The sequence below is a fragment of the Micromonospora sp. NPDC049060 genome (assembly GCF_040649055.1).
GTDB classification, from domain to species: Bacteria; Actinomycetota; Actinomycetes; order Mycobacteriales; family Micromonosporaceae; genus Micromonospora; species Micromonospora reichwaldensis.
The window spans coordinates 13,883-33,759 of sequence record NZ_JBEZEV010000028.1 but is presented as its reverse complement, the minus strand read 5'-3'; the positions used below and the strand labels follow the sequence as shown (position 1 = coordinate 33,759).

The following is a 19,877-nucleotide window of genomic DNA, read 5'->3' as shown; positions in this document are numbered from 1 at the left end:
CTCAGCGACGGGCGGATGCCCGCCGACGCGACGACGGGGTGGGTGAGGTCCAGTGACAGCGGTGATGCCGGAGCGCCACACCGCCGCCGCGCCGCTGGCCCCGGTCACCGCCGCCATGCGCGCGATGTTCGGCACCGACGACGTGCCCGGGCTCGCGCCCGGCCTGCTGGTGCACGACGAGTTCGGCTGGCGCCCGGCGACCACCCTTGTCGACGGCACCCTCCTGCCGGAGTTCCTGCGCTCGGCCAGCTCGCGCTGGGGCGGCACCCCGCACGCCTGCGCGGCGCTGGCCTGGAAGTCGTACAGCTACTGGACGGCGCTGCCCGTGGCGCTCGGCTGGGCCTCGGCCCGACGGGTGCCGCTGCTCGACCCGGCCGACGTGCTGATCCACTTCGAGGACCACCGACCGCTGCTCACCATGGGCCTGCGCCGCTCGACCACGGTCGCGGTGCTGCCGAGCGACCCGCTGGCGCTCGCCGGGCTGCCCGAGGTGCGGGTCGTCGCGGACGAGGCGGAACTGCTCCAGGCGCTCCGGGCCTCGCTGCTCGACGCCCACCTGGCCCCGATGGTCGCCGCGATCCAGGCCGAGGTCCGGATCGGCGCGCGCACCCTGCTCGGGTCGGTGGCCTCGGGCATCGCCCACGGCGTCCTCCGGGCCGCCGACGGCCTGCCCGGCTCGTCGGTCGAGACGATCGAGACGCTGCTCGGCGCGCTCGATCTCGCCGACCTGGTGGAGCTGGTCCCGAGCCCGAACGGCGAGCCGACCGTGCAGCGGCGCACCTGCTGCCTGGCCTTCACCCTCCCCAAGCCCAAGATCTGCCAGGGCTGCTGCGTCCGCCAGGCCTGACCGGCCGCCTCCGGGCCGCCCGGCGTCAGTCGGTGAGCGGGCGGACGTCCCAGAGCCAGACCCCACCGGTGTACGTGGGGCGGACGCCGGTCAGCTCGGTCATGCCCCGGCGCAGCGCGTCGGCCTGCCGGTGCGGCCCGAGGACGACCGCGCCCGCCCGCCAGTACCGCAGGTCCCCGACCGCGTCGACCCGCGCCTGCGGGGTGATCGGCGGCACCGCGCCGGTCCGCCGGATCTCGGCGAAGAACTCGCTGGTGGGGCGGGGCGGCGCGGAGAACAGGGCGATCCGGTCCCGACCGGGGCGGGTGTCCGGGCCGAGGAAGTAGCCGCGGGCGATGGGCATGTCCAGGCCGGTCCGCGCCGACCAGCGCAGCGGATCGGCGTAGTGGGTGTCGGGCAGCGGGAGGGTCACGATGCTCCGCCCGCCGTCCGCGTACGGCCGCCAGGCGCCCGAGGTGACGAAGGCGGGTACGGGGTCGAGCCGGGTGGTGGGCAGCGGGGTCGGCAGGATCGGCAGCAGGGCCATGACCAGCACCGTGGCGGTGGCGAAGCGGATCTGCGGGCGTGCCCGGGGGTGCCGGGCGGCCAGGGCGCGGGCGTGGTCCGCCCCGTAGGCGAGCAGCACCCCGACGATCGGGGTGATCGCCAGCGCCCACCGGGTCGGCACCACCGAGTGCAGGACGGGCAGGTTCTCCAACGCCGCCCACGGGCCGGGTATCCCGGTCCCCCTGCCGTTCAGCTGCACCTCCCGCCCGAGGGAGAGCAGGCCGAAGAGGAGCGCGAGGACGGCGAGGCCGCGTACCACGACGTGCCGGCGCAGCCACCAGACCAGGGCGACGACGAGCACCACCAGCGGCCAGCCGAAGAAGGCGTTCTCCTCGGTGGGGTTCTTCGCCAGCCCCTGCGCGCTGCGGGCGTCACCGGCCAGGGACTCCCGCGAGTACGCCACGAACGACGCGAGGTCCGTCGAGTAGCCCCGGATCAGCCAGGACAGCCCGTTGTACGCCCCCGGGCCGAAGAACTGCACGTAAAGCGGGTACGCGAGCACCACAAGCGCCACGGCGGCGGCCACCGCCAGGCCTGCTAGGAACGGCCGGACCCGCCGGCGCAGCTCGGGCCGGCCGAGGGCGAGCGCTCCGACCACCACGCCCAGCCCGATGGCGGTCATCAGCAGCACCTCGAGGTTGAGGAAGGCCTGCCACACGATGACCGCCGCGAGCAGCAGCCCGTTGCGCAGCCAGCGCCCCGGCTCGGCGAGTCGCAGGGTGCGCCAGACGATCAGGGGCACCACGTACTGCGAGACGATGTTGGGGTGCGCGTTGGCGTGCGAGACCATCGCCGGGGCGTACGCGCAGAACGCGGCGCCGAGCCAGGCCGGCCCGCGGGCGCCGACGACCACCCGGGACAGCAGGAAGTACCAGGCCGTCGCCGTGGCGATCATGCCGAGGGTGAGAAAGAGCAGAAACGACGCGCGGGTGCCGAGCAGGAGTGTGACGGGCGTCATTGGCAGAGATACGGATAATACGGACGTATTTGCCATCAGATTGACGGTCTCCGGCACGTTCATCCGGTCCGAGGTGAATGGATCAACAAAATCGGTCACCACGCGCGCGCCGTGCGCCATCATCCACTCGAACTGCGACTGGTCGGTGCGGTTGTCCCGGATGCCGTGCGACGGGCGCAGCCAGAGCCGCGCGGTCACCCAGAAGCCCAGCACGACGAAACTCGCCACCGCGGCGGCGTCCGTCCACCACCCCTTCCAGGGCCGTACGCTCCGGTCGGGCCCGCCCACCGACGCCCCGGGCCCTGACTCGCCAGCGGGGAGGCCCGATTCAGGAGTAGTCATGACGATTCGTAGAGTAGTCAGGCTATGACGCCAAGGTGACATGTTTCGGGGTACTGGCGTACCATGTGCCGGGTTCGCCGACCGCCGATCACGTGCCCACCCCCGACCGCATTTCGGCCACCACGGGTGCCCCGATTTTTCTGTTGCCAGTGCGGATGATTCACTCTGTCGGTCCAGGCGCGGGTCGAGTTCATATCGTGAGGAATCGACGCATGGCAGAAATCACTGGGGATCAGCGCGTGCAGTCCGAGGTCCTGGAGGGTCTCGCGACGGCGGTCAACCACCGTCGCTGGTTCGTCGAGCTGGCCCTGCCGTACCTCGGTGACAACCCGATCGAGATCGGCAGCGGGCTCGGCGACTACGCGCTGGAGTGGGCGGAGCACCTGCCGCGCTTCACCGCCACCGAGGCCGACCCGGACCGGCTGATCCTGCTGAAGGAGCGGCTGGCCGACCAGCCCCACATCGAGGTCCGGCAGATGCTGCTGCCGCACCCCGACCGGGGCGACTACAGCGCCGCCGTGTCGTACAACGTGCTGGAGCACATCGAGGACCACGTGGGCGCGCTGCGCAGCATGCGCGACCTGGTCCGGCCGGGCGGCAACGTCATCATCATCGTGCCCGCCTTCCAGTTCGCGATGAGCCCGGCGGACATCGCCACCGGCCACGTGCGGCGCTACACGAAGAAGACCCTGGCCGCCGCGATGACCGACGCCGGCCTGACGGTGGAGAAGGTCCACTACGCGAACGCGCTCGGCCTGATCGGCTACTTCATGGCGACCAAGGTCTTCCGGCTGATGCCGAAGGAGGGCCCGATGGTCAAGGTCTACGACACCCTCGTGCTCCCCGCCACCAAGGCGGCGGAACAGCGCGTCCTCCCCCCGTTCGGCCAGTCGGTCTTCGCGGTGGCCCGGGTCCCCTCCTGAGGCCGGGCCCGGTCCGGGTTACTCCTTGACCTGGTAGGTGGGACGGATCACGGCGCGGGCCAGGGTGTGGAAGGCCAGGTTGAAGCCGACCACGGCGGGGGTCGCGGCGGGGGTGACGTCGAGGCGCTCCACGTCCAGGGCGTGCACCGCGAACACGTAGCGGTGCGGCCGGTCGCCGGCCGGTGGGGCGGCGCCGCCGTAGCCCCGGTCGCCGTAGTCGTTGCGGACCGTGAAGGCGCCGCCGAGGTCGTCGCCGGCCGCGCCGCGCGGCAGCCGCGTCACGTCGGCCGGCAGGTTGACCAGGACCCAGTGCCAGAAGCCGCTGCCCGTCGGCGCGTCCGGGTCGAGGCAGGTCACCACGAAGCCCTTGGTCTCGGCCGGGAAGCCGGACCAGGCGAGCTGCGGCGAGATGTTGTCGCCCCCGACGCTGCCGTGGGCGTACGCGGCGTCCATCGGCTCGCCGTTCTGCACGTCGTCACTGGTCAGCGTGAACGACGCAACGGTCGGCAGCAGCTCGTACGGGTCCGGGGCGATCGGTCGTTCCAGGGTCATCGGGGGGTCCTTCCGGTGAGCGGTTGTTCCTCCGCACCTTCTTACCCCGTCGGCACCCGCGATCGAACCGGCAGCGCCGGGCGCGCGGGGTCAGCTCCCGTACAGGCCGTGCCGTTCCCAGCGGCGCAACATCTCGTAACTCCGCTCGACCTCGGCCGGGTCCTCCGCGGCGAGATAGAGGTAGCCGGGCGAGCTGAACAGGTCGACGGTCTGCGGCAGTTCGGCCCCGGGGGAGCAGCGCGCGGCGATCGCCACGGCCGCCGGCAGCTCCGACAGCCGGGCGTACCAGTCCCCCGCCTGCGCGGCGACGGGGACCGGGTTGATCAGCGACACGTTCCGGACGGCGGCGGCCCAGCCCGGCGTACGGTCGTCGAACTGGTCGAGCGACGCCGGATCGACGAGGTGCTGGGCCTGTAGGAAGGTCTGCGACACACCGCAGAACTTCGCCACGACGTCGGGCAGGGTCGCTCCCCCGAGGCGGGCCCCGGCCTCGATCAGCACCGGCCCCCGGTCGGTGAGCATGAGCTCGGTGTGTGCCGCCGAGGACCGAACACCGAGCGCGTCGAGCACCCCGAAGACGAACTCACGGAGCTGCCGGGCCAGGGCCGAGCCCCGGTCGACCGGCTCCTCGTAGTCGTAGATGGGCCCGCCGCCCGGACCTGGCCGTTTCGTGTACCGCCAGATCTCGGCGACCCGGTGCGCGCCCGCGTACGAGACCGTGTTGACGTAGAACTCGGTCCCGACGAGCCGCTCCTGGACCAGCACGCGTCGATTGGGTACGCCGTACAGGTTGACCGAGGCCAGGACCGTCTCGCAGGCGAGGCGCACCTCGTCGAGACCCTCGCAGAACCGCACGTTGTCGGTGCCCGCGCCGTCCACGGGCTTGACGACGGCCGGGCCGGACAGGCTGGCCGCGTACCAGTCGACCGCCTCGTCCACGGACTCGAAGCAGCGGCCGGCGGGCACGGCGAGACCGGCGACGGCCACGGTTTCCGCCATCGCCGACTTGTCGCGCCGCGCGGTGACCGTGGCGATGTCGTTGCCGGGCGTGCCGAGCAGGTGGTTGAGCGTGTCGGCGAGGACCACCCCCGGCTCGGTGCCCGCGACGACCCGGTCGACGCCGAGCGCCCGCAGCCGGTCGACGAGGTGGTCCTCGTCGGCGACGAAGCCGAGGTCGACCGCGTAGTCGCCGGGGCGGAACGTCTTCAGGTAGTAGTCGTACAGGGACTCGCCGCTACGTACGTGGACGCAGGTCACCCCCCGCTCGGCCAGCGCCCGGCTCAGCGCGCTGCCTGTGGAGTATCCGTCGACGATGGCTATGGTCGGCACGCTCTCCTCATCTCCGTACGGCCCGCCGGAGGGTGGCGGGCATCAGAAGACCTTGCCGGGGTTGAGCAGGCCGGCCGGGTCCAGGGCGGCCTTGATCGCCTGGTGCACCCGTAGGCTCACCGGGCCGATCTCGCGGGCGAGCCAGTCGCGCTTGAGCAGGCCCACGCCGTGCTCGCCGGTGCAGGTGCCGCCCAGTTTGAGGCCGAGGCGCATGATCTCGTCGAACGCGCGCCGGCCGCGTTCGAGGCTCGCCGGGTCGGCCCGGTCCACCACGATGTTCGGGTGCATGTTGCCGTCGCCGGCGTGGCCGACCACGCCGATGGTCACGTCGCATTCCGCCGCGATCCGGGCCACCCCGTCGAGCAGCGCCGCCAACGCCGCCCGGGGGACCGCCACGTCGTCGATCACCATCCCACCGTTGCCGGTGGGGAACGACTCCCTGGCGAACTTCTCCATCGCCGCGTGCCCCAGCCGGCGGGCCTGCAACAGGGCCGCCGCCTCCACGGCGTCGGTGGCCGTGTGGATCTCGTCGGCGCCGGCCGCCTCGCACAGCTCGGCGAGCCGCGCCAGGTCCCCGGCGGCCTGGGGCCCGGTGTCCGCCGACGCCAGCAGCAGCGCCTCGACGTCGGTACGCAGGCCCATCGGCCGGTACGCCTCGATCGCCCGCAGGTACGTGCGGTCGATCAGTTCCAGCAGGCTGGGGGTGAGTCCGTGTTCGGCGATCCGGGCGACCGCCCGACCGGCGGCGGCGGTGGTCGGGAAGACCGCCACCATGGTCAGCGACTCCGCCGGGGCGGGCCGCAGCGCCACCGTCACCTCCGTGATCACGCCGAGGGTGCCCTCGGAACCCACGAAGAGCCGGGTGAGGTCGTAACCGGCCACCCCCTTGGCGGTACGCCGACCAGTACGCAGCACCTCCCCGGAAGCCAACACGACCTCCAGCCCCAACACGTACTCGGTGGTCACGCCGTACTTGACGCAGCACATGCCACCCGCGTTGGTGGAGACGTTCCCACCGATCGTCGACATCTCCCACGATCCCGGATCCGGCGGATACCACAACCCCTGTTTCGCCACCTCCGCCGACAACGCCGCGTTGACCACGCCGGGCTGCACCACGGCGATCCGGCTCACCGGGTCGATCTCCAGCACCGCGTCCATCGCGACCATGCTGACCACCACCGCACCGTCGACCGCGTTCGCCGCGCCCGCCAGCCCCGTACGCGCCCCCTGCGGCACCACCGGCACGCCGTACCGCCCGGCGATCGTCACCGCCTCGACCACATCGGCCGTGCCACGTGGACGGACGACGACCAGCGGGGTGCCGGCCTCGCAGAGATCGGCCTCGTCCTTGCGGTGCATCCGGAGCAGGTCGGGGTCGGTCAGGACGGCGTCGCCGAGCGCCGCACGCAGGTCGTCGACGAGGGGGGAACCAGACATGGCAGAGAGGGTACAGATCCGCGTCATCCGCTCCGGAGCGCGAACGTGGGCGCCCCCGATCCGGCATCGGTGCTGGTGAGAGCGGTGTGAGCGGGCCCGGTCGCTCGAACCCCTGTCCTATCGGAAGATCCTTCCGGGGTTGATCGAAGTTTGTTACCGTCTACCGCCAACGAGGGCACCCCTCCTCCAGCCAACGTCCCCCGGCCTGCCACCTCACCGCTCTTCCACCCCAAGATCCGCAGCAGGACGCGCTGTCCGGCCGGGCACGGTGCCGAAACCGGGACCTGGTTCAGCTCGTGTTGCGGCAAAGGATCGTTGCCCATGACAGAGGGATTGACAGAGTGAAGCGAACCGAGCTGCACATCGTGATCGGCGGAGGTATCGCGGGCTGCCTGACCGCGATCATGCGTAGCCGCGCGGGATACCGGGTCCTTCTGCTGGAGCGGGCCGAGGCCCGTTCGTCCGAGGCCCACCCGATCTGCACGGGGGCCAGCAACATCGTCAGCGAGAACCACAGCGGTGCCGAGTATCCGTTCGATCCGCAGAGCGCCCGGGACTGCTTCGACGGGCGCCTGGTCAACGAACGCTTCTTCCCCGACCTCGTCTTCGGAGGCAAGGACCACAGCAGGGTCATCGCCTCCCAGGCCATGCAGGACAGCGGCACCGACATCATCGGCCAGTGCCGGGAGAACATGCGGGTCATCCAGGACCGTTACGCGCAGCTCTGCGCCGAGGACCCGGCCAACGCGTTGTTCGGCGCGCCGGAGCAGGTCTGCCGCGAGATCCCCGCGCCGGACTGGGTCGCCGACGTCGGCGCCGCCTTCGTCACTCCACAACGGGGCATCAACCCGGTCGTCGTCACCGCGCTGCTCGACCAGGAGCTGCGCCGCAGCGGCGTCGAGGTACGCGGTGGCGCCGACGTGGCCGGGGTGAGCCGCCGTGCCGACGGCACCTACGAGGTGGAGTACGTCGAGGACGGCGCGCGGAAGACGGTCGTCGGCGACCAGGTCGCCCTCTGTGCCGCCACCGAGACCCCGGCGATCGCCCGCCGTCTCAACCCGTCGCTCGCGCTGCCCCCCATCTACATGGCGCTGCGCCAGATCCTCTTCGTCGAGCTGCCCGAGCGCACCACGAAGAACTACACGTGCCTGAAGCTCGAGGACGAGTACGGCGGCATGCTGAGTCCCTTCAGCCAGGACACCGCGCTCGTCTACTACCCGCCGGCGGCGCACATCGCGGTGCACCGCGTCGACCCGACGACCTACGCGCTGCCCGACGACTTCCGTCACTTCCTGCGCAACGGTCACCCCGAGGCGGCTGAGCGTGCCCAACTGGCGCTCCGTCAGCTCAGCCAGTGGTATCCGGAGGTGCGCGGCGCGGAGGTGGTGTCCGCCCACCTCAAGGTGGCGATCAACACCACCGACTCGTCGCGACTGCGGCGCAACGCCGGGGTGCTCGACGTCGCACCCGGTTGCACCGCGACCGTCCTGCTCAAGTGGACGATGTGCGTCGTCAACGCCCAGCGCGACCTGGAGGCGGCCCTCCGGCACTCGATCGCCACCGGCAACGCGGATCGCGACGAGTACGCCGAGCTGGTCGCCCGCGGCACCGTGCCGATCGCGCCGCCATCGGATGTGTCCGCCTGGCAGCGCCGGCTCGGGATCTTCGCGCGCAACATGGGGGTGCCGGAGCGACTGGCGGCGCCGTTCGTGGACGCCGGCGAGCCGGACAGCGGTCTGGCCCGCGCCGTACCGTCGCTCGCGTCGAGTTGACGCTGGTCACGCTGAACTGGCGGGGACTACTACCCGCTCCTGAGGCAACGCACGAGGGGTCGCCACCCGCTTAGGGGGCAGCACAGGGGTTCGGCCGTCTTCCCGTTGCGCGATACACCATATTCGATGATCATAGGCCCGCGTCGACTCGATGACCTTCGTCGACATTGGCCTGTCCTGGCGGGCTTCGGGGAGCACTCCGCCCGGTCCCTATAAGCGAGGAGGGCACGATGACCACCGCACTCGACCTGACCGACCTCCGTGTGCAGGCCGACGCCACCATCGATCGGCTGATCGACGAGGCAGGCCTCACCCGACGCAACAACCGGTTCTTCGCGGGCGCGAAGGAGGCCACCTCGGTGAGCCCCGCCGGTGCGCTGCGGATCGCGGAGAAGTGGCAGCGGACCACTCAGGCGTTCATGTTCACCACCATCTCCAGCCTCGGTGCCCACGGGCGACGTCTGGCTCGCGACTACACAGTGAGTCGAGAGGTACTCGGAGCGTATCAGATGGCCTACCGAGTCATCGGGGACGATCTGGACAATCGGGCGGCGGCGTTCGCGGAGGTCGCACCGGAGGGTGTGGACGGTGTCCACTACCTGTGGTGGGCGGACACGATCTGCGCGCCGCTGCGCTCGGCCCTGGGCAGCGCGGACGCGCCCGCCGAATCCCCCGCGCTGACCCGCATCCTCGACGTCATGGACGCCATGGCGGCCGAGGAACTGGGTGGCGCGGTCCAGCTCCGTGTCGTGGAGACCATCGCCCTCGACATCGCGGTCGCGTTCCGGCGCCTGTACGGCAAGGTCACCGTGGACGGTCGCCAGGTCCTTCCCGAGCAGCGCGACTACGCCTGGATCGACTCGCACATCCGGGCGGAGACGGGCCACGCCGCGTCCGTCAGCGACGACGAGGCCGGCATGAGTCACCTGGTCTCCACCCCGGCCGAGGCGCAGCACTTCGTCGCGCTCGCGGAGTCCTACATCCCGGCCTGGGCGGACCTGCTGGACGACTTCGCCCGGGACCTGTCGTAGCGCGACCAACCGAGAACGGCACTGACGGCCGCCACCGACGACGCCCCGGGGCCCGTGGTGGCGACCGCCGGAGTCATCCGGCTTCGAGGATAGGAGCTGCCATGCGATCGTCCCTCCCCACAGTGGAAACAGACGCCGTCGTCAACGAAGTGAACGAGCTGCGTGCCCGCTACCAGCGCGAGACCGAGCCCGGGTCGCCGGAGGCACTGCGCCGGCTGGCCGGTTGGATCGCCGACTCGGCGTCGCTCGGTGCCCAGCCCGCGGCCAGGGCACTCGTCGAGGACCTGTCCGGCGCACACGACACGCCGCAGCTCACGGCCACGAAGCGGCACATCAACTCGCGGGCCGACAACACGCTCCTGTCCGTGTTCTCGGCCGCGTACTTTCCGTCCCTCGGTCTGGACTACCTGGAGTACGAGCCCATCCCGTCCGACCCCGTGCTGGTGGAGCGCTACCCGAGCCCGACGATGCCGGTCAACCTGCTCCGGCACAGCGCCGGCTTCGACAGTAGGGTCGTCGTGGCGCTCTTTCCGGAGAACCACATCGACGGTCGCCAGGAGCCGGACGACCTGATCTTCTACTTCATCGACAAGTTCGTCACCCGGCACGGCCTCACCCGCCGGCTCATCGACGCCGCCATGGTCCCGGGCTCGTTCCCGCTGCTCACCGGCGTCGACGACAGCGGCGTCGAGCGGGCCGCCGGCTCCTGGGTCCGGCTGCACGAGTTCCACCACCGCACGGGCAGCATGCCGATCCCGCAGTTCCTGTCCGCGAAGAGCTACAAGCCGCTCGCCGGCCTGGAGGAGATGCGGGTCGACGTCAAGTCGATGCTGGTCTGCCTCGACGACGCGGACATCGATCGTGAACTCGCCGCGCTGACCTTCGAGTTCGTCCTGGCCGAGCGGCTGCTGCGCTACTCGGTCGAGGGGATCCCGAAGCCGAACTACGACGCGATCGCGTCGCAACTGCTCTTCAACTACCTGCGCGAACAGGGCGCCCTGACGATCGACGAGGGACGGATCCGGCTCCTGCCGAGCCTGCCCGAGGCGCTGAGCACGCTCGTCACCGAGATCACCGAGCTGGAGGACGTCGTCCTGACCGAGGGGGTCGAGGCCGCCCGCGCGGGCCTGATCGACTTCACCCGCCGGTACACCCGGTACGACGAGGAGAAGCGGGAGTTCCTCCACGTGCCCTTCTTCGCCGAACTCAAGGAGCGACTCGGCGTGTGAGTCACGCCGGCCGCCCTCCCGACGACGTGCGGCTCCGCCCCTCACCCCGCTGGAAGGTACCGACCATGACCACCGTTATGAACTCGACCGAAACCGGCATCCTCGGCACGTGCGACATCGACGCCGACAGCCTCGCCACGGACCTCGACACCATGGCGTCGTTTCCCTACACGGACAAGTACAGCGACTTCGTCTGCGGCGCCTGGAAGAGTTGCGCGGTGTGGAACGGCACGGGCCTCGGCCTCGACGCGGGACTCGACCCGTTCGAGGGCCCGGCCGTCGTCACCGACCTGGGCCAGCGCCTGCCGTACGTGCGGCACCTGGTGGGTGAGCTGTTCGACATGTCCCGCCTCAAGTACGGCCGGCTCGCCCGGCTGACCCCCGGCAGCGCGCTCGTGCCGCACCGGGACTACCTCGAACTCGACAGCAACCTGATCCGGATCCACCTTCCGCTGGAGACCCACGAGTCCTGCGTCAGCTCGCACAACACGACGCTCTACCACATGAACGTCGGTGAGATCTGGTTCCTCGACGCCACCCAGGCCCACAGCGCGGTCTCCGGGTGGACGAAGGACCGCACCCACCTCGTGCTCGACTTCCAGGCCGACTCGCTCGCCGCCTGCTTCACCGGCGAGGTCCAGCCGCCCAGCATCCCGAGCACGCACCAGGTCGCGCGGCAGCCGATCGACCAGGAGGAACTCGCCGCGTTCGAGCGCGCCGGGGTGCTCATGGACACCACCAACTACCGGGACTTCCTGAAGATCGCCATCAAGACGATGTTCACCCGGGACATCACCCCGGACAACGTGTTCGACCTGCTGGAGGGGGCGGCCCGGCACTCGCCCGTCGCCGCGCGGCTCGACATGATCCCCCCGATGCGGACGTACTTCCTGCTGGCCCGAGAGTCCTGAGGCGGATCATGCGACACGCCAGCCAAGTCTGTGTCGTCGTGGACGGGTACTCGACGGCCAACGCGCTCGCGCCGGCCCTCGCCGGTTACGGCTTCGGCGCGGTGCACGTGCAGAGCGACCCGGACCTGCCGCAGTTCCTCCTGCGCACCGGCGTCGACCACGCCTATCTCGACACCTACCTTCACGACGGCGACGTCGGCACCATCGTCGACCGGCTCGACCGGGCGGGCCTGCGCGCGCGCAGCGTGGTGGCCGGCGCCGAGACCGGGGTCGAGCTGGGTGACCAGTTGGCCAGGGCCCTCGGCGTGCCCGGCAACGATCCGGCGACCACCCGGTGCCGCCGCGACAAGCACCACATGGCACGCGCCGCGGCGGCCGGGGGCGTCGCCGTCATCCCGCACCTGAGCACCGCCTCCCGCGACGAGGCGGCGGAGTGGCTGCGCGCGGGAGGTTGGCTCGGCGACGCCGTCGTCAAGCCCCGAGCCAGTTCCGGCAGCTTCGGCTTCCTGCGGTGCCGCTCCGAGGCGGACCTCGACATTGCGTTCAAGAGCTGGCTGGGCGCACCCGACGTGTTCGGCGACCCCATCGGGGAACTCCTCGTCCAGCCGTTCATGACCGGCGACGAGTACGCCGTCAACACCGTGTCGGCGGGGGGCGGGTACGTCGTCTCGGACATCTGGCACACCAGGAAGCGCCACGAGGGCGGTACGGCGCTCTACGACCTGGAACGGCTCGTCGATCCCCGCGATGCCGTCTTCGAGCAGCTGCACGGCTTCGTCGGGACCGTGCTCGACGCCCTGGACATCCGCGAGGGGACGGCGCACACGGAGGTCATGATGATCGCCGGTGAGCCGGTGCTCGTCGAGACCGGCGCCCGGTTCATGGGCTCGATCGACATCTCGCAACTGACCGAGGCGACGGGCACCAACGCGGTGCAGTTGGTGGCCGAGACGATCGTGGCCCCGGACCGCTTCGCCGCCCGGGTCCGCGAGGGCTGGCGTCCCGTGCTCCGCCGGCACGCCGCCATGGTGCAGTTGCTGTCCCGCCACTCGGGGACCCTCGCCGGCTACGACCTGCCCCTGCTGCGCGGGCTGCCGTCCTTCCACACCGTCGACACCTACCTGGAGACCGGCGACCCGTTGCAGGTCACCGTCAACTCGTACACGACCCCGGGCCTGGTCTTCCTGGTCCACGAGAGCCCGGAGACGATCTCGGATGACTACCGCCAGATTCGCGAACTGGAGGCAGCGGGTGCCCTGTTCTTGTCGGCCTGACCAGCGCACGCCACGGCTGACCGTCGGCGGCACCGCACGCGCCCGCCGGCGGGCCGCCGCCACGCGGGAGGCAGCCGCATGAGCGCGCCGCACCGGTCGGCGTCCCAGGACCCGGCGACGGACTACCTGCGGGCGGTACGCGACGGTGAGCTGCCACCGGACCTGCCGGCGCGCACCGCCGGACGGGTGCTGGGGCCCGACATCGAGGCACAGAGCTTCCACCGGGTGATGTTCGTCGACGAGCGGGAGCTCACGTCGTTCTACGCCGACTTCACGGTGCTGCTCGACGTCGTGGGGCGGCTGCCGCACCTGCTCGCGGGTGGCAGCACGGCCGCGTTCGGCGCGCTGACCGACGTGCCGGAGGTGCTGCGCCCGCTGTTGGCCGGCACGGACCTGCCCGCCCTGGTGCCGTACGGCCGCGCCGACCTGATCCACGACGGGACCGGGTTCAAGGTCCTGGAGCTGGGCCTGAGCCCCGCCGTCGGCGGTGCCGAACGCACCGGCTGGCTCCCCGCCGTCATGGCGGAGCCGGCCTTCCGACCCTTCGCCGAGCGGCACGGGCTGCGACACCTCGATTCCATCACCGCCCTGCTCGACCTGCTGCGCACGGTGGAGACCACGCGCGCGGGGCACGACGCCGAGGCGCCCGGGCCGGCGGAGGTGCTGATGGTCGAGGCGACCGGCGCCCTCGCGGAGTGGGCCGGCGACTGGCGTCCCCTGGGCGAGTGCCTGGAGGCGTACTCCGATCGTCCGCTGCGGACCCGCCTGGCGGAGGTCGCGGACCTGCACGACCCGGACGGCAGCGTCGCCGACCACGTCGCCGGGGTGACCCACCTCCTGCGGTTGTTCAACCTGACGGAACTCGCGGAGGAGCCGGATCCCGTGGCGGCCTGGCAGCGGCTGCATCCGGAGCCGGGCTCCGCCCTGCCGCCGATGGCCACCTCGCCGGTGCACGACATGTACAACAGCAAGGCCTGCCTCGCCCTGGTGTGGCTCCCCCAGGTGCAGAACGCACTGACCGACGGCGAACGCGCCGCGTTGCGGCGCATCCTTCCCGAGACGACCCACGTCGACGCGGCCACCGACCTGACCGGCTTCGTCCGCGACCGGGCGGACACCATCCTGAAACCCACCACCCTGGCCCGTGGCGAGGGCACGGTGGCCGGCTGGACGGTCGACGACGGGACGTGGCGGGCGGCGCTCGCCTCGGCGGCCGAGAGCGGTCGCCACATCCTGCAACGGAGGGTCGTCCAGCGGGCGGAGCCGGGCTTCGACACCGACGGCGTGACGGAACGCGACTGGTACGCGGTATGGGGGATGCACTACGGGCCCGGCGGGCACACCGGCTTCTCCTGCCGCCTGACCACGGTGCCGGGGACCGTGGTCCGAGGCATCTCGAACGTCCTGCTGGCACCGGTGCTGCTGCACCCGGGGGCCTGAACATCGCCGCCGGTCACGGGTAGGAGATCACCCTGAAGAAGAACTTCCGCCTGCTGTGGAGCGCCGAGACCGTCAGCCAGTTCGGCTTCGAGGTGGCGACGGTCGTCATCCCGCTGTTCGCCGTGAAGACCCTGAACGCCACACCGGCGCAGGTCGGTTTCCTGGTGACCTGCGAGTTCCTGGGCTTCCTGCTCCTCGGACTACCTGCCGGCGCGTGGATCGACCGCCGGCGCGGGGAACGGGTCCTGGTGTTCTCCAGCCTGGGCCGTACGGCCGTGTTCGGGGTCGTCGCGGCACTGGCGCTGGCCGGCAACCTCACCATGCCCGCGCTGTACGCGTTGATGTTCGCGGGAAGCCTGTGCACGGTCTTCCTGGGGATCTCCTACCAGAGCGTCCTGCCGCGGATCGTCGACCGGCAGCTGCTGCCCGGCGCCAACTCGCGGGTGGAGTTCACCCTCTCCCTGGCGGAGATCACCGGCCCGGCCATCGCCGGCTTCCTGATGGCGCTGGCCACGTCGTCGTACGTCCTCGGCGCCACGGCCGTCTGCTTCGGCATCGCCACCGTGCTGCTCAGCCGGATCCGGGTGACCGGGGCGGCGGCAGCCCCGCCGGCACGCAACACCACGCTGGTCCGGGACGTGCGCGACGGCATCGCCTACGTGCTGCGGGTGCCGATGTTCCGGGTGATGGCGCTCCGCAGCTCGACGTACAACTTCTGCAACATCGCGACCACCACCATGTTCCTGCTGCTGCTGGCGTCGGTGCTGCGGCTGCCGTCGGCGTACATCGGGATCATCTTCTCCGGCGCCGGTGCCGGCGCGACCCTCGGTGCCCTCCTGGCGGTGCGGCTGTCCCGGCGCTTCGGCGTCGGGACGACCGTCCTCGCCGCGTGCGTGCTGGCGGGGATCGCCTCGATTCCGCTGCCGTTCGCACGCAGCGGCACCTGGCTGATCGTCGCCGGCATCGGCTACGGCATCGCCTCGGGATGCATCGTCGTCTCCAACATCCTGCAACTGTCGGTCCGGCAGGCGCTGTGCGCGCCGGGCATGCAGGCGCGGTTGAGCGCGACGATGCGGTTCCTGGTCTGGGGCGTGATCCCGCTGGGCGCGTCGGTCGCCGGGCTGGTCGCGAACGTCATCGGCGTCCGCCAGACCCTCGCGCTCGCGGTCGCCGGCGAGCTCGTCTCCATCGTCCCGCTGTACTTCTCGCCGCTGCGGCGGGTGGTGGAGATGCCCACCGAGCCCGAGTCCGGGCCCGAGCCGGCCCCGGAGTCGCAGCCCGAAGGGGCGGCGGGCGACGGGGCACGGCCGGAGGCACGGCAGCTCAGCGACTGAGTCGAGCGACCTCGTCGTCGTCCAGCGTGATGACGCCGGCGAGGTACTGGCGCGTCGACCCGCCCAGGACGACCCGGTCGCCGCGCAGCTCGCAGTTGGCGTGGATGGTCAGCGTCTTGCCGAGCCGGGGAGAGAACTGACGGGACGTCAGGCTGGTCCTGCCCAGCACCTCCGCCCAGTAGGGGACCAGCATGCAGTGGGACGACCCGGTGAACTGGTCCTCCGGGATCGACAGCTTGGGGCCGAAGAAGCGGGCGACGAAGTCGGAGGAGACGCCGGGGGCCGTCACGACCACCCCGCGCCGGTCGAGGGTCCCGAGCATCCGCTGGTCGGGTTCGATCGCGCGCAGGTCCTCCTCGTTGTCGTAGACCGCCATGTAGTCCATACCGCCGTAGACGGCGGTGGGCGCGATCGACAGCCCGGCGAGCAGGGCCTCCGGCGGGTCGACCCGCTCGCGCGGCAACGCGGGGAAGGACATCGAGAACTGCCCCTCGGGCGTACGGCTGACCACGAGGGGACCCGTGTTGGAGTGGAAGGTGACCTCGTCCCACTCGGGCCGCAGGTGGTGCAGCACCACGTGGGCCGCGGCGAGCGTGGCGTGCCCGCACAGGTCGACCTCCATCGACGGCGTGAACCAGCGCAGCGCGAAGCTGTCGCCCCGGTCGATGATGAACGCGGTCTCCGCGAGGTTGTTCTCCAGGCCGATCGCCTGCATCACCTCGTCGCTGAGCCACTCGTCCAGGGGGCAGACCGCGGCCGGATTGCCGAAGAACACCCGGTCGGTGAACGCGTCGACCTGGTACAGGGGAATTTCCATCGTGCCTCCAACTGGTGTCAGTGTCGTTCGCGGGCCGCCGGCCCGATCGCCTGCACGCGCTCGATGAGCTGTCGCCGTTCGTCGGCGTCCATGGGGATGGCCCAGCCGCTGGCCGCCGACTGGTGGATGTTGACCACGGCCGAGCCCCGGTCGGCGCGGATGTTCATGCCGGAGCACTCGCCGCCGAGCACGTAGAGCCCGAGCACCACGTGGTGGGGCACCGGCTCGGCATCGGCCTCGGGGGCGAACCGGCACTCGGCGAGCTGCACGCGGCGCTGGGCGAGCCAGCCGTCGGGGCCGCGTTCGGCCAGCCGGGCGGCGATCGTGTCCGCGTCGTGGTCGGCCCCGAGCATGACGTCGTGCCCGCCGGACGAGTGCCCGAACTTGAACACGTACTCGGCGCGGTCCGCCAGCAGGCGGTCACGGTTCTCCGGAGTCACCGAGACGGTGTGGGGCACGTAGCGGGCGACCATGTCGCGCACGCCTTCGGGCAGCAGGCTGGCGAAGCGCTCCTCCCAGAACATCGCCATCCAGCGCTTGTGCGTGCGGATCTCGGCCTCGAAGAGGTTGATCACGGAGGCACCGCTGCCGACCAGCCGGGTGATGAAGTCGTAGTCGTCGTCCATGTCCTCGTGCATGAAGCCGCGATAGACCAGGGTGCGCTTTCCGGCCGCCGGATCGAGCCACCGCTCCGGATAGTCGGCGTGGAAGACCAGCTCGACCGGCACGTCGGGCAGGCGCCGGCGCAGCGTCTCGGTCAGCAACTCGAAGCCGAAGTAGCCGACCCCGATGCGGCTCGACCAGTCACACACCACCACCCGGTCGAAACTGCCCTGGTGGAAAGCCCTGATGACGACGTCCGCGATCTGTTCCTCGGGCCGCGGCGTGCCGGCGAGCCACGGAATGTCGACCGCCTCACCCATCACCTGATAGCAGTCGTGGAACTCGAATCCGGAAATCGACGAGTCGATGTTGAATTCACAGAACTGGTATCCGGACGGGGTCGGCAGCACGTCGACGCGGGCGAAGACCTGCTCGACGGAATCCAGTTGTTCCCAATTGACGAAGGGCGCGATCTCGGCGGGCAGGCCGAATTCCGTCAACAGTTTCTCGGGAGGCCCCGACCGGAGGAACTCGCGGATCACCGTCGTCTGCGCCTCGATCATGGCGCAGGCCGCCTCCGCCATCCGGTCGAACTCGTCCCGGTCGATGACCAGCGGATAGGGGATGAACCGCATCCGGGTGGCACCGAGATCGTCCATGAAGCGCCGTACCGACGGCGCTGCCGCGACGAGCGCGGACCGCGCCGGCTCGGCCTGAAGCGCGGCCACCAGCGGCGCGTTCAATTCCGCGAAATTGCAGTCCGAGTTGTCGTGTCGCACCGTGAACCGCACCCCTTCGCCCGACTCGTTATTGAATCGGCTGCGAGTGTACGGCACGAGCGGCTTGGCGGGCAGGGGCGAACTCGCGGTATTGATTGCGGACACGGTAAGTGTCGAACATTTCAGGGGTCGACCGGTCCGGGGTCGCCGAGTACAGTGACCGGCCGTCGGCTGGTCCCGCTTCACACGCGACGGCGACGACATCGGCCGTGGCAATCCCGATTTCGTCGCGTGACCCGTGCCGGACACGTGGCGGAGCCATTACGGGGAATCATCACCCGAGACCCGTCCCCGGATTCGGCCCGGTACGCATCCGTCATCCCCGCAGAGACAGGATCACCGCCATGACCGCACTCCTGGACGCCGTCGCCGCGGGCGTCACCATCCACGACCTCAGCCAGCCGTTCGAGGAGGGGATGCCCTGCGCGCCGAACCATCCCGGGTTCCGCCTGGCCCTGCTCCGTCGGCACGGCGACGTGGTGCGTGCCGACGGCGGTTCGTCGGCCGGCGAGCTCATCGTCACCGGCGGGCACGTCGGGACCCACGTCGACGCGCTGTCGCACATCTCGCAGGACGGGCTGCTGCACGGCGGCCACGACGCCGCCGAGGCGCAGTCGGGTGGCCGGTTCCGCGTACACGGTGCCGAGACCATTCCGCCGCTCGTCCGGCGGGGGGTGCTGCTGGACGTCGCCTCGGCCCACGGAGTCGACGTCCTTCCCGGCGGGTACGGCGTGACCGCCGACGACCTCGAACGGTGCCTGCGGCGTACGGGTGTGCGGCTGGCCGAGGGCGACGTGGCGCTGGTGCGTACCGGCTGGTCCCGGCACTGGTCGGATCCGGCGGCCTACCTGGGTCTCGACACGGGCGTGCCCGGGGTCGACCCCTCCGGCGCGGCCTGGCTCGCGGAGCACGGGGTCGCCCTGACGGGCGCGGACACCACCGCCTACGAGCAGATCCCTGCCGGCGCCGGGTTCCGGGTGCTACCGGTCCACCGCCTGCTGCTGGTGGAGGCGGGCATCTACATCGTCGAGCACCTGCGGCTGGACTCGCTGGCCGAGGCCGGCGTGAGCGAGTTCCTGTTGGTCCTCGCCCCGCTGCCGATCGTCGGCGGCACGGGCTCGCCCGTACGCCCGCTGGCCGTCGTGTGACACGTGCCCGCCCGCCTAGCGCCCCCGCCCGTCGTCGCTCGGGCACGTAGTCTCGCCCGGTGATCGAGATGCCGCTCACCGCCCGGCAGTGGCGTCGCCGGGCGACGGTCGCCGCCGCCGTCGCCTTCGCGATTGCCTGCATCGGTGCGCCCGTCAGGCAGGCGGTGACGAGGGCGATCGAGGCAGGGCGGGGCGAGAAGACGCCCGCTGCGGCGGCCGAGGCGTACCTCCTGGCGGTCTTCCAGCCGGACGAGAACCCCGACATCAACCGGTGCCTGTGCGGCGACAATCGGGACGAGCTGTTTCGGCAGGCCCGCGACCTGCGCAAACAGGTCGAGTCGCAGGTCACGTTCGGCGTACGGGTCGAGGCCACCAACTGGCAGACCGACCCGGACGGCACGGTCTCCGCGATGGTGGACCTCCGGTTCACGGAGGTCGCCCCCTCGGGGAGCGTCACCTTCACCGGTGCCACCCACCGGTGGCGCTTCCAGACGACGGAGGAGGGCGGCTTCGGCGGCGGCTGGAAGGTCTGCCGCGTCGACGCGCCGCCGCTGTGCGGCACCTACCTCCGCTGCTGAAGACACCTGGTTGCCCAGGCTCTC

The 19,877-nt window shown here is 71.1% G+C and carries 17 protein-coding genes; 11 read left to right on the top strand and 6 right to left on the bottom strand.

Going from position 1 to position 19,877, the window contains the following annotated elements; translation table 11 throughout:
- Positions 1 to 64: 64 nt before the first annotated feature.
- Positions 65 to 847, top strand: a complete 783-nt coding sequence (locus AB0B83_RS13650; protein WP_357578467.1) for an IucA/IucC family C-terminal-domain containing protein — start codon at positions 65 to 67, stop codon at positions 845 to 847.
- Between the two features lie 25 nt (positions 848 to 872).
- On the opposite strand, the gene AB0B83_RS13645 is transcribed toward AB0B83_RS13650, so the two are convergent.
- Complete coding sequence (locus tag AB0B83_RS13645) at positions 873 to 2,693, bottom strand: hypothetical protein (protein ID WP_357578437.1); 1,821 nt, start codon at positions 2,691 to 2,693, stop codon at positions 873 to 875.
- Between the two features lie 212 nt (positions 2,694 to 2,905).
- Between AB0B83_RS13645 and AB0B83_RS13640 the strand changes: the two genes are divergently transcribed.
- A complete protein-coding gene (locus tag AB0B83_RS13640; RefSeq protein WP_357578436.1) occupies positions 2,906 to 3,616 on the top strand; it encodes a class I SAM-dependent methyltransferase in 711 nt (236 codons plus the stop codon).
- Positions 3,617 to 3,634: 18 nt separating this feature from the next.
- On the opposite strand, the gene AB0B83_RS13635 is transcribed toward AB0B83_RS13640, so the two are convergent.
- The 3 genes from AB0B83_RS13635 to AB0B83_RS13625 all read right to left on the bottom strand — a co-directional run bounded on the left by AB0B83_RS13635 (position 3,635) and on the right by AB0B83_RS13625 (position 6,937).
- Positions 3,635 to 4,168 (bottom strand): YbhB/YbcL family Raf kinase inhibitor-like protein, encoded by a 534-nt coding sequence (locus tag AB0B83_RS13635; protein ID WP_327029958.1) that lies wholly within the window; start codon positions 4,166 to 4,168, stop codon positions 3,635 to 3,637.
- Positions 4,169 to 4,258: 90 nt separating this feature from the next.
- On the bottom strand, positions 4,259 to 5,497 hold the full coding sequence (locus tag AB0B83_RS13630; protein WP_357578435.1) for an ATP-grasp domain-containing protein: 1,239 nt from the start codon (positions 5,495 to 5,497) through the stop codon (positions 4,259 to 4,261).
- A 42-nt stretch (positions 5,498 to 5,539) separates the two neighbouring features.
- On the bottom strand, positions 5,540 to 6,937 hold the full coding sequence (locus tag AB0B83_RS13625) for an FAD-linked oxidase C-terminal domain-containing protein (RefSeq protein WP_357578434.1): 1,398 nt from the start codon (positions 6,935 to 6,937) through the stop codon (positions 5,540 to 5,542).
- A 341-nt stretch (positions 6,938 to 7,278) separates the two neighbouring features.
- Here AB0B83_RS13625 and AB0B83_RS13620 point away from each other — a divergent pair, with 341 nt between their 5' ends.
- The 7 genes from AB0B83_RS13620 to AB0B83_RS13590 all read left to right on the top strand — a co-directional run bounded on the left by AB0B83_RS13620 (position 7,279) and on the right by AB0B83_RS13590 (position 15,928).
- Positions 7,279 to 8,709: an FAD-dependent oxidoreductase gene (locus AB0B83_RS13620; protein ID WP_357578433.1), complete on the top strand. Its 1,431-nt coding sequence runs from the start codon at positions 7,279 to 7,281 to the stop codon at positions 8,707 to 8,709.
- Between the two features lie 230 nt (positions 8,710 to 8,939).
- Entirely contained in the window at positions 8,940 to 9,740 is an 801-nt protein-coding gene (locus AB0B83_RS13615; protein ID WP_357578432.1) for a DUF6202 family protein, read from the top strand.
- A 101-nt stretch (positions 9,741 to 9,841) separates the two neighbouring features.
- Positions 9,842 to 10,969 (top strand): DUF6421 family protein, encoded by a 1,128-nt coding sequence (locus AB0B83_RS13610; RefSeq protein WP_357578431.1) that lies wholly within the window; start codon positions 9,842 to 9,844, stop codon positions 10,967 to 10,969.
- 65 nt (positions 10,970 to 11,034) lie between these two features.
- Entirely contained in the window at positions 11,035 to 11,880 is an 846-nt protein-coding gene (locus AB0B83_RS13605; protein ID WP_357578430.1) for an aspartyl/asparaginyl beta-hydroxylase domain-containing protein, read from the top strand.
- Between the two features lie 8 nt (positions 11,881 to 11,888).
- The gene (locus AB0B83_RS13600; protein WP_357578429.1) at positions 11,889 to 13,154 is read left to right on the top strand and encodes a hypothetical protein; all 1,266 of its coding nucleotides are present in this window, start codon (positions 11,889 to 11,891) and stop codon (positions 13,152 to 13,154) included.
- 78 nt (positions 13,155 to 13,232) lie between these two features.
- Positions 13,233 to 14,594 carry a hypothetical protein gene (locus AB0B83_RS13595; RefSeq protein ID WP_357578428.1) on the top strand — a complete coding sequence of 454 codons (1,362 nt, stop codon included), beginning with the start codon at positions 13,233 to 13,235 and terminating at the stop codon, positions 14,592 to 14,594.
- Positions 14,595 to 14,620: 26 nt separating this feature from the next.
- Positions 14,621 to 15,928 carry an MFS transporter gene (locus AB0B83_RS13590; protein ID WP_357578466.1) on the top strand — a complete coding sequence of 436 codons (1,308 nt, stop codon included), beginning with the start codon at positions 14,621 to 14,623 and terminating at the stop codon, positions 15,926 to 15,928.
- Here the strand turns inward: AB0B83_RS13590 and AB0B83_RS13585 are convergent.
- Together AB0B83_RS13585 and AB0B83_RS13580 are read right to left on the bottom strand one after the other, a co-directional pair.
- Positions 15,918 to 16,745 (bottom strand): PhzF family phenazine biosynthesis protein, encoded by an 828-nt coding sequence (locus AB0B83_RS13585; protein ID WP_357578427.1) that lies wholly within the window; start codon positions 16,743 to 16,745, stop codon positions 15,918 to 15,920. The two genes, AB0B83_RS13590 and AB0B83_RS13585, sit on opposite strands and share 11 nt — an antisense overlap.
- Before the next feature lie 17 nt (positions 16,746 to 16,762).
- Positions 16,763 to 18,331, bottom strand: coding sequence for a hypothetical protein (locus AB0B83_RS13580; RefSeq protein ID WP_357578426.1), 1,569 nt, complete (start codon positions 18,329 to 18,331; stop codon positions 16,763 to 16,765).
- A gap of 140 nt (positions 18,332 to 18,471) precedes the next feature.
- Here AB0B83_RS13580 and AB0B83_RS13575 point away from each other — a divergent pair, with 140 nt between their 5' ends.
- A complete protein-coding gene (locus AB0B83_RS13575; protein ID WP_357578425.1) occupies positions 18,472 to 19,275 on the top strand; it encodes a cyclase family protein in 804 nt (267 codons plus the stop codon).
- Positions 19,276 to 19,334: 59 nt separating this feature from the next.
- A complete protein-coding gene (locus AB0B83_RS13570; protein ID WP_357578424.1) occupies positions 19,335 to 19,853 on the top strand; it encodes a hypothetical protein in 519 nt (172 codons plus the stop codon).
- Positions 19,854 to 19,877: the final 24 nt, after the last annotated feature.

Bases quoted from the DNA above. Each gene is read 5' to 3' on its own strand.
- AB0B83_RS13615 (WP_357578432.1), top strand. From the start codon at position 8,940: ATGACCACCGCACTCGACCTGACCGACCTCCGTGTGCAGGCCGACGCC.
- AB0B83_RS13605 (WP_357578430.1), top strand. From the start codon at position 11,035: ATGACCACCGTTATGAACTCGACCGAAACCGGCATCCTCGGCACGTGC.
- AB0B83_RS13635 (WP_327029958.1), bottom strand. From the start codon at position 4,168: ATGACCCTGGAACGACCGATCGCCCCGGACCCGTACGAGCTGCTGCCG.
- AB0B83_RS13585 (WP_357578427.1), bottom strand. From the start codon at position 16,745: ATGGAAATTCCCCTGTACCAGGTCGACGCGTTCACCGACCGGGTGTTC.
- AB0B83_RS13595 (WP_357578428.1), top strand. From the start codon at position 13,233: ATGAGCGCGCCGCACCGGTCGGCGTCCCAGGACCCGGCGACGGACTAC.
- AB0B83_RS13650 (WP_357578467.1), top strand. From the start codon at position 65: ATGCCGGAGCGCCACACCGCCGCCGCGCCGCTGGCCCCGGTCACCGCC.
- AB0B83_RS13645 (WP_357578437.1), bottom strand. From the start codon at position 2,693: ATGACTACTCCTGAATCGGGCCTCCCCGCTGGCGAGTCAGGGCCCGGG.
- AB0B83_RS13625 (WP_357578434.1), bottom strand. From the start codon at position 6,937: ATGTCTGGTTCCCCCCTCGTCGACGACCTGCGTGCGGCGCTCGGCGAC.
- AB0B83_RS13610 (WP_357578431.1), top strand. From the start codon at position 9,842: ATGCGATCGTCCCTCCCCACAGTGGAAACAGACGCCGTCGTCAACGAA.
- AB0B83_RS13600 (WP_357578429.1), top strand. From the start codon at position 11,889: ATGCGACACGCCAGCCAAGTCTGTGTCGTCGTGGACGGGTACTCGACG.
- AB0B83_RS13640 (WP_357578436.1), top strand. From the start codon at position 2,906: ATGGCAGAAATCACTGGGGATCAGCGCGTGCAGTCCGAGGTCCTGGAG.
- AB0B83_RS13580 (WP_357578426.1), bottom strand. From the start codon at position 18,331: ATGTCGTCGCCGTCGCGTGTGAAGCGGGACCAGCCGACGGCCGGTCAC.
- AB0B83_RS13575 (WP_357578425.1), top strand. From the start codon at position 18,472: ATGACCGCACTCCTGGACGCCGTCGCCGCGGGCGTCACCATCCACGAC.